Annotated in this window: 12 protein-coding genes and 1 tRNA gene; 4 read left to right on the plus strand and 9 right to left on the minus strand. The window is 67.6% G+C overall.

Annotation, left to right across the window (positions count from 1 at the left end; all coding sequences use genetic code 11):
- Positions 1–28: 28 nt before the first annotated feature.
- Positions 29–265 carry a cell division protein CrgA gene (locus tag ABQ271_RS00080; protein WP_018187816.1) on the minus strand — a complete coding sequence of 79 codons (237 nt, stop codon included), beginning with the start codon at positions 263–265 and terminating at the stop codon, positions 29–31.
- 55 nt (positions 266–320) lie between these two features.
- Here ABQ271_RS00080 and ABQ271_RS00085 point away from each other — a divergent pair, with 55 nt between their 5' ends.
- From ABQ271_RS00085 to ABQ271_RS00095, 3 genes are read left to right on the plus strand one after another with little or no spacing between them, the layout of a single operon-like run.
- Positions 321–1,106: a class E sortase gene (locus ABQ271_RS00085; protein ID WP_349309535.1), complete on the plus strand. Its 786-nt coding sequence runs from the start codon at positions 321–323 to the stop codon at positions 1,104–1,106.
- Entirely contained in the window at positions 1,106–1,273 is a 168-nt protein-coding gene (locus tag ABQ271_RS00090; RefSeq protein WP_136362141.1) for a DUF4175 domain-containing protein, read from the plus strand. The genes ABQ271_RS00085 and ABQ271_RS00090 overlap by 1 nt, the downstream gene beginning before the upstream one ends.
- Positions 1,270–1,908, plus strand: a complete 639-nt coding sequence (locus ABQ271_RS00095; RefSeq protein ID WP_349309536.1) for a glutamine amidotransferase-related protein — start codon at positions 1,270–1,272, stop codon at positions 1,906–1,908. The genes ABQ271_RS00090 and ABQ271_RS00095 overlap by 4 nt, the downstream gene beginning before the upstream one ends.
- Positions 1,909–1,917: 9 nt before the next feature.
- Here ABQ271_RS00095 and pknB read toward each other — a convergent pair whose 3' ends face one another.
- The 7 genes from pknB to ABQ271_RS00130 form a co-directional block, all read right to left on the minus strand.
- Positions 1,918–3,615, minus strand: coding sequence for a Stk1 family PASTA domain-containing Ser/Thr kinase (gene pknB, locus ABQ271_RS00100; protein WP_349309537.1), 1,698 nt, complete (start codon positions 3,613–3,615; stop codon positions 1,918–1,920).
- Between the two features lie 88 nt (positions 3,616–3,703).
- Positions 3,704–5,557 carry a protein kinase domain-containing protein gene (locus ABQ271_RS00105; protein WP_349309538.1) on the minus strand — a complete coding sequence of 618 codons (1,854 nt, stop codon included), beginning with the start codon at positions 5,555–5,557 and terminating at the stop codon, positions 3,704–3,706.
- Complete coding sequence (locus ABQ271_RS00110) at positions 5,554–7,008, minus strand: penicillin-binding transpeptidase domain-containing protein (protein ID WP_349309539.1); 1,455 nt, start codon at positions 7,006–7,008, stop codon at positions 5,554–5,556. Before ABQ271_RS00110 ends, ABQ271_RS00105 begins: the two co-directional genes overlap by 4 nt.
- Complete coding sequence (locus ABQ271_RS00115) at positions 7,005–8,381, minus strand: FtsW/RodA/SpoVE family cell cycle protein (RefSeq protein WP_349309540.1); 1,377 nt, start codon at positions 8,379–8,381, stop codon at positions 7,005–7,007. The genes ABQ271_RS00110 and ABQ271_RS00115 overlap by 4 nt, the downstream gene beginning before the upstream one ends.
- Positions 8,378–9,607, minus strand: coding sequence for a PP2C family serine/threonine-protein phosphatase (locus ABQ271_RS00120; protein WP_349309541.1), 1,230 nt, complete (start codon positions 9,605–9,607; stop codon positions 8,378–8,380). Before ABQ271_RS00120 ends, ABQ271_RS00115 begins: the two co-directional genes overlap by 4 nt.
- A gap of 12 nt (positions 9,608–9,619) precedes the next feature.
- Positions 9,620–10,156 carry an FHA domain-containing protein gene (locus ABQ271_RS00125; protein ID WP_349309542.1) on the minus strand — a complete coding sequence of 179 codons (537 nt, stop codon included), beginning with the start codon at positions 10,154–10,156 and terminating at the stop codon, positions 9,620–9,622.
- Positions 10,153–10,884, minus strand: coding sequence for a DUF3662 and FHA domain-containing protein (locus ABQ271_RS00130; RefSeq protein ID WP_349309543.1), 732 nt, complete (start codon positions 10,882–10,884; stop codon positions 10,153–10,155). Before ABQ271_RS00130 ends, ABQ271_RS00125 begins: the two co-directional genes overlap by 4 nt.
- A 143-nt stretch (positions 10,885–11,027) precedes the next feature.
- On the opposite strand from ABQ271_RS00130, the gene ABQ271_RS00135 reads away from it, so the two are divergent.
- Positions 11,028–11,111 (plus strand) — tRNA-Leu (locus tag ABQ271_RS00135).
- Between the two features lie 419 nt (positions 11,112–11,530).
- Here the strand turns inward: ABQ271_RS00135 and ABQ271_RS00140 are convergent.
- Complete coding sequence (locus ABQ271_RS00140) at positions 11,531–11,998, minus strand: hypothetical protein (RefSeq protein WP_349309544.1); 468 nt, start codon at positions 11,996–11,998, stop codon at positions 11,531–11,533.

The raw sequence follows: 11,998 nt of genomic DNA on the forward strand, positions 1-11,998 counted from the left end.
TGTAATTCCGGTCAGCGGATGCCGGAGGTCAGCGCCAGCGCGTGGTCATCAAGAACCCGACGAACGCGATGCCGAAACCGATCGCGAGATTCCACGGGCCGATGTCCGGAATCGGGAACGCCTGGCCGCTCAAGTAGAAGACGATGATCCAGACAAGCCCGATGAGCATCAGACCGATCATGATCGGCTTGAACCACACCGGGTTGGGGGCGGCGTCGCCCTCGGGCTGGACCAGACGGTCCTCGTCCTTGTCTCCACGTGCCATGGGGAGAAGTCTACCTGCCAGCCCGGATCCAGCCTTCGCTGGCTAAACTCCGTTCGTGACCGACTCCTCGCTGACGGAGCAGACGACTCGACGTTCGCGTCGATCCCGTCCTCGTCCCCGTGCCACATTCCTGAGCGTCACGGGTGAGATCCTGCTGACTCTCGGCGTCGTGACGCTCCTCTACGTGTCGTGGCACACCTGGATCGGTGATGCGATCGTCCAGAGCGAGCAGCACGCGGCAGCTCAAGCCCTCGCCGAGCAGTGGGCGAACGAGGACGACGCGTCGCCCGAGGCATCCCCGCCGCCGACACCGAGCCCCGACGGCTCGCCGGTCATCCCCGTCCTGGGCGATCAGAAGCATGCCGAGGTCTTCGGGATCATGAAGGTGCCTCGCTTCGGCGCGGACTGGCAGTTCAAGATCGCGTCGGGGATCTCCAGACCCGACATCCTGGATCGCGGCGAGGTCGGGCACTACCCCGACACCGCCATGCCCGGTGCCGTCGGCAACACCGTGTACGCCGCGCATCGGTGGACGTCCGGCGCCCCCTTCGACCCGATCGACCGTCTCGTGATCGGCGATGCCATCGTCATCCAGACCAAGGCCGGCTGGTACACCTACCGCTTCCGCTCGCTGGAGTACGTGCAGGACACCCAGATCCAGGTGCTCCTCCCCGTCCCCAACCAGGAAGGCGTCGCCGCCAACGGGCGCTACCTCACGCTGACGAGCTGCGCGCCGAAGCTGAACTCCTTGGAGCGCATCATCGCCTACGCCGTGTTCGACGAGTTCACGCCGGCCGCCGACGGTCCGCCCGCGTCTCTCACCGGTGGGGTGGGCGTCTGATGTACGCAGCTCTGTGGCGGGTGCTTCCGGGTCCGTGGTGGGTGCGGGTGCTGATCCTGCTCGTCCTGGCCGCCGTCATCCTCTACCTCTTGTACTTCTACGCCTTCCCGTGGGTCTTCCAGACGGTGTGGCCGAGCGAGGAGTCCACTATCGGCGGCGGCGGGTGACCGACGGCATCCGTGTCCTCGTCGTCGACAATCACGACAGCTTCGTCCACACGCTGATCGGCTACCTCGTCGAACTCGGCGCGCAGGTCGACATGATCGAATCGGATGCCGCTGACGCGATAGACCGGGTCGATTCCGTCGACGGCGTGCTGATCTCCCCCGGGCCGGGCACGCCGGAGGACGCCGGTGCGTCGGTGGACATCGTGAAGCGATGCGCGGCACTCGGCGTGCCCCTCCTCGGTGTGTGCCTCGGGCATCAGGCCATCGCGGCGGGCTTCGGCGGCGTCGTGTCGCACGCGGCGGACCTCATGCACGGGCGCACATCGCTCGTCCACCACGACGGCGACGGCGTTTTCGCGGGGCTACCCCGACCGTTCGTGGCCACCCGGTACCACTCGTTGGCCGTCGAGCGGAGCTCCCTGCCCGGCGACCTCGCCGTCACGGCGTGGACGGAATCGGGGACGGTGATGGGTCTCGCCCATCGCTCGCTCCCGATCGAGGGCGTTCAGTTCCACCCCGAGAGCGTGCTCACCGAGGGCGGCTACCTCCTGCTCGGCACCTGGCTCGAACGACTGGGACTCGAGGGCGCGACGGAGCGGGGCGCGCGGCTGTCGCCGCACCGGACCGTCAGCTGACCCTCCGGATCAGCCGCTGCAGGTCGTCAGCGTGATCTCCGACCCCACCGGCACCTCGCCGATGGCCGACTGGACCTTCACCAGGCGAGGATCGGTGGCGGGACACGACGGGTCCTCTTTGACGACCGGAACCAGTCCGTACTCCTCCGACTCGAGGATCTCGGACGCCTTGTCCACGGTGTAGTTGAGCGCGAAGTCCTCGACCGTGACCGTGCCTGTCGCGACGACGAGGTCGATCGACGAGCCCTTCGGAAGCTCCTGGCCGGGGGCGACCGGAGCACCGTCGACCGAGCCGCTGATCACGACGTCGGCGGCGAGTTTCGGGTCGTTTCGTCGCGTGATCGAGCCGGCCGTCAGACCCGCCTGTTCGAGCGAGGTCGTGGCCTCATCGACCGTGAGGTTGGCAATCGTGGGGACGGTGGACTTCTCGACGCCCTGAGAGACGTAGACCGTCACCTGGTCGCCCGGCGCGACCGTCGTCCCGGCGGCCGGAACGGTGCGCACGACGGATCCCTCGGGCACGTCGGCGCTCGTCTCCGTCAGCTGCACGGCCTCGAGCTTCGACGTATCGAGCACCTGCTCCGCACGGTCCCACGTCATGGTGACGACGTCGGGGACGGTCAAGGCGTTCGGGGTGATCGCGCTCGCCTCGGGACGGATGGTGTTGACCCAGATGAACACCGACACCAGCAGGACCGCGAGCATCGCGATGCCCGCCCACACCCAGGCGACAGGGGGCCCGGCCTGTGTCCGGCGCATGGTGTCGTCGCTCGTGAGCTGACGGAGCGAACGAGCGGTCTCGGCGGCCTGCTTGGGGTCGGGGCCGTACAACTCGTTGCTGAGGGATTCGACGCGACGCTTGCTCGGCGCCTTCCGCCCGGTGGTCGCCGCGAGGGCATCGCGGAAGGCGACGGCTGTCTGCGGGCGCTGGAACGGGTCTTTCGCCAGCGCGCGGAGGACCAGCGCGTCGAGTGAGCGAGGAACGGTGTCGATCACTTCGGACGGCGGAACCGGCGCCTCTGACACGTGCTGGTACGCGACGGCGATCGGATTCTCGCCGCGGAAGGGCGGCTGACCGGTGAGCAACTCGTAGAGGACGATGCCGGCGGAGTAGATGTCGGCGCGCGCGTCGACCGGGTCGCCCTTGGCCATCTCCGGGGAGAAGTACGAGGCGGTTCCGATGATGGCGGTGGTCTCGGCGACCGTCGACGACGAATCCGACACCGCGCGCGCGATGCCGAAGTCCATGACCTTCACCTGGCCGGCATCCGTCACCATGACGTTGCCGGGCTTGATGTCGCGGTGCACGACACCGGCGCGGTGCGAGTACTCGAGCGCTTCGAGGATGCCGTCGGTGTAGCGCAGGGCGTCTTCGAGCGAGACGGGTCCGGCGCTGATGATGTCCTTGAGCAGGCGCCCGGTCACGAGCTCCATGACGATGTACGGCTCGGGATGCGGGGTGCCCGCGGAATCCGTCCGGGTCTCTTCGCCGGCGTCGTAGACGCGGACGATGGCGGGGTGCGACATCCGCGATGCGGACTGCGCCTCGAGGCGGAACCGCGTCCGGAACGCGCCGTCGGCGGCGAGGTCGGGCTCGAGGATCTTGATCGCGACAGGCCGCCCGAGGGTCAGGTCCTGTCCGCGGTACACCGAAGCCATGCCACCACGGCCGATGAGGTCATCGACTCGATAGCGGCCCGATAGCACGCGTGACTGAACGGACAATTTACTCCCCGGAGTGGAACCCGGACAGCCTAACCGACCGCGCTCGAAAGCCTGCTGAAAGGAGCCCCGATCAGCCGTCGCTGCCGTTGCCGTTGCCGTTGCCGCCACCGTTGTCGGTGCCGCCATCGGCGGGAGGAGTCTGCTCCGGAGCGGGGACGATGGATGCCGCGGCCTCGGACGAGTCCCCTGAGACGCGTTCGGTGTCGGTGCCGTTGCACGTCACGGTGTAGGTCACCGAGAGCGCCTGGCTGCCGCTCTCGTCGACGACGACCTCCTGCGGACGGTCCGTGATCGCGAAGCTCGCCGTCGATTCGCCGTTCTTGTCGAAGACGCCGCCCGACAGGGTCATCGTGTAGGTGGTGGCTTCGGGCGCACCCGGGGGGCACGTGTAGCTGTCCCACATGACACGAACGGTCGAACCGGCGGTGACGGTGCCGTCGTCGTTTCCACCCTGGATGCTCGGTGCGGCAGGTGAGGTCATCTCCGCCGCCTGCGTGTACAGGAGAAGCGTGATCAGGTCGGTCGCTTCGACCTTTCCGGTCGGGTTGACCCGGTACACCTGACCGACCGCGTCGTCCGTGGGGGCGGGGACGTCGCCGTCCTGACACTTGACGTTGTCGAGCCCGTTGTCACTCAGGATCTGCGTCGCTTCCTCGCAGGACTTGCCCACCAGATCGAGAGAGGCAGGGTTGGGGATGACCGTCGTCGGACTCGGGCTCGGCGAGGGAGCGGCGGATGAGGGGGGCGCACTCGGGCTCGGCGGGGCGCTGTTGGACTGCGCAGGAGCAGGGTTCGTGTCGCCCGTCGGCATGAAGAGCGCGACGAGGGCCCCGATGAGCACGACCGCGAGCAGCGCGATCAGCGCGACGAGCGGCCACGTCCACGGGCTGCGCTTCTTCTTGGCGGGCTGGTCACGAACGGGCTGATCCGTCGCGAGCGCAGCGGTGCCCGTGCCGACACCGGCGGCCGCACCCGCCGCGGCGGCGCCGGACGGGAGGAGGCGGGTCGTGGCATCCGACCCCGTGTTCGAGGTCAGGAGCTGCGTGAAGGCGTCGGGCGAGACGGATCCCGCGATCGCCGGAACGATGGCGGCCGCACCTGCCACGTCACCGCGGCGGAGCGCACCGGCGGCACGCGCGACGGCAGATGTGGAGGCGGGACGCTCGTCGGGCTTCTTCGCGATCATGCTGATCACGAAGCGCTGCACGGGCTCCGAGATCGTGTCGGGAAGGGGCGGCGGGGTGTCGTTGATCTGCGCCATGGCGATGGCGACCTGCGACTCGCCCGTGAAGGGACGCCGTCCCGCGAGCAGCTCGTACGCGACGATGCCCAGCGAGTAGATGTCGGTCGAGGGGGATGCCGCGTGTCCGGATGCCTGCTCGGGCGACAGGTACTGGACCGTCCCCATGACCTGACCGGTTGCGGTGAGCGGCACCTGGTCGGCGATGCGCGCGATACCGAAGTCGGTGATCTTCACGCGACCGTCGGGGGTGATCAGCAGGTTGCCGGGCTTGATGTCACGGTGGACGAGACCGGCAGCGTGGGCCGCCTGCAGGGCCGAGGCCGTCTGGGCGACGATGTCGAGCGTCTTGTCGGTCGACAGGGCGCCTTCGCGCTCCAGGATCGTCGACAACGCTTCACCGGGGACGAGCTCCATCACGAGGAAGGCGGAGCCGTTCTCCTCGCCGTAGTCGAAGACGCTGGCGATGCCCTCGTGGTTGACGAGCGCGGCGTGGCGGGCCTCGGCGCGGAAGCGCTCGAGGAACCCGGGGTCGCCCATGTACTCGTCTTTGAGGATCTTGATCGCGACGGTCCGTCCGATGACGTGATCGGTGGCCTCCCAGACCTCGCCCATACCGCCGATGGCGATCCGCGAGTCCAGTTCGTACCGTCCGCCGAAGCTCACACCCTGCGTCGGTCTCATTCGCTCAGCACCGCCTCAATCACTTTCTTCGCGATCGGGGCCGCGATCCCGTTGCTCGTTCCGTTCTGGCCGAGCCCACCACCGTTCTCCACCATCACCGTGACGACCACCTTCGGGTCCTCAGCGGGCGCAAACCCCGTGAACCACAGCGTGTACGGGTCGCCAGGGTTGTGCTCCGCCGTTCCGGTCTTACCGGCGACGTCGACGCCGTCTATTCTCGCACCCGAAGCAGCGCCGTTTTTGACATTGGCGGTCATCAGCTCCGTCATCGTCTTGGACACCTCGGGACTGATGGCGCGACCGAACTCGGTGTCGGCAGGTTCGTCCTGCACGGTCAGGTCGGGAGCGACGACGCGGTCGACCATGCGCGGGTTCATCACGACGCCGCCGTTGGCGATACCCGCCGCGACCATCGCCATCTGGAGCGGCGTCGCGCGGACGTCGGTCTGGCCGATGCCGCTCAGTGCGGTCTGCGGCGCGTTGAAGCCCTCGGGATAGCTCGAGGCGGCGACGTTGAGGGGGATCTCGAAGCTCGAGTTGAATCCGAACTTCTGCGCTTCTTCGCGGATCGCGTCGGTCCCGAGTTCGAGCGCGAGTTCGGCCATCGGGATGTTGCAGCTCAGTCGCAGTGCGGTCGCGAGGGTCGTCTTCTCGCCGGGGCCGCACGTGCCGCGGTCGAAATTGTGCAGGATGCTGTCGGTCCCGGGGAGCGTGAACGTCGCCGGGTTGTTGAATTCCGAATCGGGCGTGTACTTGCCCGACGACAGCGCCGCCGACGCGACGACGAGCTTGAACGTCGATCCGGGGGGCTCGGTCTCGCGCGTCGCGCGGTTGGTCAGCGGACGCAGCGGGTCAGCCTCCAGCTTCTGATCCGCGGCGTTCACGGCCGAACTGTTGTGCGAGGCGAGCAGGTTCGTATCGAAGCTGGGGCTGGTCGCCATCGCGAGGATCCTGCCCGTGTCGGGCTCCATCGCCACGACAGCGCCTTCCAGGCCGTCGAGTGCGTCGTACGCGACCTTCTGGATCGTGGGGTCGAGCGAGAGGAGGACGTTAGATCCGCGCGGCGGCTGCCCGCTCACGATCTGGTCCAGGCGGGTCAGGAACTGCTGGCTGCCGGTTCCGGCGAGGGCGGCGTTCATCGCGTACTCGAGACCCGTGGAGGAGCGGAGGACGGGGTTGATGAAGCCCGTCACGGGCGCCCACATCTCGGCATCCGGGTACGTGCGGATCCAGCTGTAGACGTCGTCGCTCGGCTTCGACGAGGCGATCGCCGTGCTGCCGGCGTAGACCGTGCCGCGCTGGACCTCGTAGGAGTCGTACAGGGTGCGCCGGTTGTCGGGGTTCTCGTTCAGCTGACCGGCGAGGGCGACCTGGATCACACTCGACGCGGCGAACAGGCTGAGGAACATCAGGAGCACGACGACGCTCAGTCGGCGTAGTTGCTTGGTCATCCGATCACCACCCGGGGCCTGGAGCGAACCGCGTCGGAGATCCGAAGCAGGATCGCGATGATGAGGAAGTTCGCGATGAGCGACGACCCGCCCGCCGCGAGGAACGGCATGGTGAGGCCTGTGAGCGGGATGACGCGGGTCACACCGCCGACCATGATGAACACCTGCAGGGCGAGGGTGAACGACAGGCCCGTCGCGAGGAGCTTGCCGAAGTCGTCCTGGCCCGCGATGCCGATGCGGATGCCGCGGCTCACGAACACCATGTAGAGCGCCAGGATCGCGAACACCCCGACGAGCCCGAGCTCTTCGCCGAGGCTCGGGAGGATGTAGTCGTTGTGCGCGAGGGGGGTCAGGTCGGGGCGGCCGAGGCCCAGCCCGGTTCCGATCAGCCCGCCGTGGGCGAGGCCGAAGATGCCCGAGACCAGTTGGAAGCTGCTGCCGTTGATGTAGTCCGGGTTGAATGCGTCGAGCCAGTTCGAGAAGCGCGACCCGACGTACGGCAGGATCTGCGAGGCGACAAGGGCGCCCCCGACGGCGAGCAGTACTCCGAGGATCGCCCAGCTCGCCTTGCCCGTCGCGACGTAGAGCATCGCGATGAACATCCCGAAGATGAGGATGCCGGTACCCAGGTCGCGCTGCAGCACGATGATGCCGAGCGAGACGCCCCAGATGATGAGGAGTGGGCCGAGCTGGCGCGCCTTCGGCCAGGTGATGCCGAGGAACCGCGTTCCCACGGAGCTGAGGGCTTCGCGGGTGCGGACGAGGTATCCGGCGAAGAAGATCGCGAGGCAGATCTTCGCGAGCTCACCGGGCTGGAACGAGAACAGCCCGCCGATCGACACCCACACGTCCGCGCCCGCCTTGATGCCGAGACCCGGCACGAACGGCAGCAGGAGCAGGAGGATGCCGCTGAGCCCGAACACGTAGGTGTAACGGAAGAGCACGCGGTAGTTGCGGAGGAAGACGACGATGAGGATCGCCCCGGCGATCGCGATCGCCGCCCACACCAGCTGACGGAAGCCGAGGGAGCCCCAGCCGGTGCGTTCCTCCGCGATGTCCAAGCGGTAGATCATCGCGATCCCGAGCCCGGTCAGCAGCGTCGCGATCGGGAGGACGAACGGGTCCGCATCGCGCGCGCAGATGCGGGTCACGATGTGGAGGGCGAGTGCGAGGCCCGCGAGCCCTCCGCAGTACGACAGGAACGTCGGGTCGATCTCGCCGCGCGTGCCGAGCTGCACCAGCACGACCGCGGCTGTCGTGACGACGGTGGCGAACAGGAGCAGTCCGAGTTCGCGGTTGCGCTGCGTCGCCGGCATCCGCAGTTTGCGCAGTGCCTTGATAACCGTGGTGTCGGTCTCGACCGAGGCTGTCATGGGGTCCCCTGGCGGAGGTTGTCGACGATCGCCTGCGCGTCGGCGAGCGATCGGGCGGAGATGGTCTGCTCGACCGACTCCCGCTGGTACTCAGGAAGGTCGGCGAGGAGGATGTTCGTGTCCTCGAAGGGCGTCGAGAGGGAGATCGGACCGATGTCCTGCTGGATGCCGCGGTAGATCACGACGCTGTCGTCGTCGGGCCCGACGAAGTAGCGGGTCTGCGTCCAGGCGTACCCGGCGAAAACGCCGGCGGCGATGACCGCGACGATCGCGATGAAGCCGACGAACCACCAGACACGGCGGCGCCGGGCGCGACGACGATCCTCCTCGATGAGCTCCTCGAGGTATTCCGCTGCGGGCTCGAAGTGGCTCGGCTCGTTCGCTGCCTGGCGTCCGGTCTGGAACCAGCCCGTGCGCGCCGGTCGCGCCAGGGGCACCTCGATGCCCTTGGGCGTAGCGGCCGATCCGACGACGGTCGCGGTGCCGCTGTACATGGGATGCCGGCCGCCCACGTCGACGAGGACGATCGTGACGTTGTCGGGGGCCCCGGCATCCAGTGCCAGTTTCAGCAGCATGTCCGCGGTGCGACCGGGGGCGAGGTCCTGCCGCAGCACCTTGGCGCTCTGCGCGTCGTCGACGACACCGCAGAGGCCGTCGGAGCAGATCAGCCAGCGGTCGCCCGGCTGGGTCTGCATGATGAACGCGTCGACCTCGGGGTCGGTGGCCATATCGCCGAGCACGCGCATGAGGACGGAGCGGCGGGGGTGGTACCGCGCCTCTTCGGGCGTGATTCTGCCCGAGTCGACGAGTCGCTGGACGAAGGTGTGGTCGGTCGTGATCTGCGTGAAGACGCCGTCGCGGAACAGGTACACGCGCGAATCGCCGATGTGGGCGATGACGGCGTAGTCGTCGACCATGAGCACGGCGCTGACCGTCGTCCCCATCCCGGCGAGTTCGGGACGCTCCGCGACCGTGTCGACGAGGACGTGCGCGGCATCCACGATCGCTTCACGCAGCTCCCGCTCCGCCTCGGCGGGGGTGGGGAACGAATGATCGAGGCCCTCGAGGTGGTGGACGGCGATGCTCGAGGCGATGTCGCCGCCGGCGTGACCGCCCATCCCGTCCGCAACGACGAACAGGTTCGAGCCGGAGAAGCCCGAGTCCTGGTTGTTGGAGCGGACTTTCCCGGTATGGGAAATGGCTGCGCTCGAGCCCTCGAAAACCATCGGTGCGGGCCGTTACTTCCGCAGCTCGAAGGTCGTGGCGCCGACCTTGATGGGGGCGCCGACGATGACAGGGACGGGGGATGCGACGCGCTCGCCGTCGTGCCAGGTGCCGTTCGTCGAGTCGAGGTCCTGGACCATCCACTGCTCGCCCCAGAGGACGAGGCGCGCGTGGTGGCTCGAGGTGTAGTCGTCGCGGATGACGAGTCCCGATTCGCTCGATCGGCCGATCGTCAGAGGTTCGTTGCCGAGGGGAAGCTCGAGGCCCGCCTTCGGGCCGCTGGTGATGACGATGCGCGACACCGTCTGGGTGGTCGCCTTCTGCGGGCCCTTGGGTGCGGCGGGCCGCGTGGCGATGGGCGAGACGATCGAGGTCTCTGCGTTCGCGGGCGCCGTTGCGATCGGGCCGGGAGCTGCCGCCGCCGGTTCGGGCATCTTCCGCACCTTGACGCCGAACAGGTCGGCGCGGAGCGAGTAGACCAGGGCGAAGATGAAGAACCACAGCAAGATCAGGAACCCGATCTGCAGCAGCAGGAGAGTCAGTTCACTCATGCCTGGCCTCCGAGGTCGAACATTCGGGTCGCGGGATCCTGCGGTCGCGGGGGGATGCGGGAAGCCTGCGCGACGACGCGGAACGTGATGCGGGTGCGGCCGATGGTGACGACGGAGTCCGGCTCGAGAGCCGCCTCCGACACCTTCATGCCGTTCAGCTGGGTGCCGTTGGTGGAACCGAGGTCACGCACCATCGCACGACGCCCGTCCCACAGGATCTCGACGTGCCGGCGGCTCGTGCCGGCGTCGGAGATCGTGATGTCGGCATCCGTTCCCCGACCGATGACGGTGCGGCTCGCGGTGAGGGGGTGCTGCTGGCCGTCGATCTCGACGACACCGTGCCAGGACACGTCTTCGGTGCCGGCCGAACCGGAGTCGACGCGGACGGTACCGGGCGTGAGCGATTCGTCGGCGTTGATCGAGAGTGACACCGGCCCGGCGAAGCTGTACTGCTGCGCCTTCGCGTGGCCCTCGACCAGCTGGACGAGTTCGTCGTGCAGGGTGCGGCCGAGTGCGCCCATGCGTTCGTGGTCGGCGGGGGCGAGCCGCACGACAAGGGTGTGAGGTACGAGGATGCGGTCGCGCGAGACGACGGCAGCCTTCGCGTCGAGTTCGGATCGCAGCGCGGAGGCAATTTCGACAGGCTGCACACCGCTGCGGAAGGTCTTCGCGAACGCGCCGTTCACGGCGCGTTCGATTCCCTTCTCGAAGCTGTCAAGTAGTCCCACGGGGCTCCTCAGGCAGTCTGGACCGGTGCTCACATGCTAGTTGTCGACCCTGGCAGGGTCTGGGGAACAAGGCTGCGGCCGTTTCTCCGGCGGGCTCGCGCCATGATATCCTCGGAAAGTTGATCCCGTGGCGACACGGGTTCGCGCGAGTGGCGGAATAGGCAGACGCGCTGGCTTCAGGTGCCAGTGCCCGAAAGGGCGTGGGGGTTCAACTCCCCCCTCGCGCACAGACGGGTCTGTGTGCAAATACAGGCAGTAGCTGTGTGGAAATTAAAAGGCAGAGCCGGTCGGTGATGAAAATCCCGGCCGGTTTCGTCGTTGATGAGCGAGCTCAGCCGCTTTTGATCCTGATCCTGTCGTTTTGCCCGTAGTACCCCAACACGAGTAGCCCCTTTCGGGGCTACTCGCTTCTGTTCACTTCGTGTCGGAGTTCAGGACCCCGGTGGCAGGCGCTACTCGGCTCGGTTCCTCGTTCGTTCCCTCAGCGCTTTCTCGCCGAGGGCTGTGACAGCCTGCGCCTGGATGAAGCTGACGATGCGGCGCATGTTGGCGACGGCGAATGCCATAGCCGAGGTGAGCGCGTGATATCCATATTCGCGCGCTCGCCGCTTCTCCGGGTTGCCGAGGTCAGTCTCCGGCGCTGGAGCTACTTTTCCGGCGCGAAGCACCTCTGGACGTCGAGCCCGCTCTCTTCCACCTGGGCGAGGATGGTGTCCGCGTCCTTCCCGGGCGTGATGCCCATGTCGGTGAGGCACTCGCGGTACTGGACGAAGGTCTCGGACTCGTAGGAGTGGGCGATCTGCCACTGGAAGTCCACGGGCGCGAAGGCGACGTAGCACTTGTCGTAGACGGCCTGGCCGGTGTCCATGTAGGAGAATTCCTTCACCTGGCCGACTTCGCGCTCGCCGAACAGCGGCGACCCGCCATCCTTCATGCAGGCGGAGAACTCGGAGAACGCCTTGTCGTAGACCTCCTGGGTGACGACCTTGACACCGTCGGGGAGAGGACCGGCTTCGGGGTTGGTGAACGACCCGCCGAATGCTGCCACCGCGCCAGCTGCGACCAGAGCGGTGGCGCCGAGGGATGCGCTCACGACCATCGTGCGCTTCTTCAT

This window comes from Microbacterium sp. MM2322 (genome assembly GCF_964186585.1).
Lineage (GTDB): Bacteria > Actinomycetota > Actinomycetes > Actinomycetales > Microbacteriaceae > Microbacterium.

Coding starts and splice junctions, on each gene's coding strand:
- ABQ271_RS00080 (WP_018187816.1), bottom strand. CDS start 265: ATGGCACGTGGAGACAAGGACGAGGACCGTCTGGTCCAGCCCGAGGGC.
- ABQ271_RS00090 (WP_136362141.1), top strand. CDS start 1,106: ATGTACGCAGCTCTGTGGCGGGTGCTTCCGGGTCCGTGGTGGGTGCGG.
- ABQ271_RS00105 (WP_349309538.1), bottom strand. CDS start 5,557: ATGAGACCGACGCAGGGTGTGAGCTTCGGCGGACGGTACGAACTGGAC.
- ABQ271_RS00110 (WP_349309539.1), bottom strand. CDS start 7,008: ATGACCAAGCAACTACGCCGACTGAGCGTCGTCGTGCTCCTGATGTTC.
- ABQ271_RS00115 (WP_349309540.1), bottom strand. CDS start 8,381: ATGACAGCCTCGGTCGAGACCGACACCACGGTTATCAAGGCACTGCGC.
- ABQ271_RS00120 (WP_349309541.1), bottom strand. CDS start 9,607: ATGGTTTTCGAGGGCTCGAGCGCAGCCATTTCCCATACCGGGAAAGTC.
- ABQ271_RS00125 (WP_349309542.1), bottom strand. CDS start 10,156: ATGAGTGAACTGACTCTCCTGCTGCTGCAGATCGGGTTCCTGATCTTG.
- ABQ271_RS00140 (WP_349309544.1), bottom strand. CDS start 11,998: ATGAAGAAGCGCACGATGGTCGTGAGCGCATCCCTCGGCGCCACCGCT.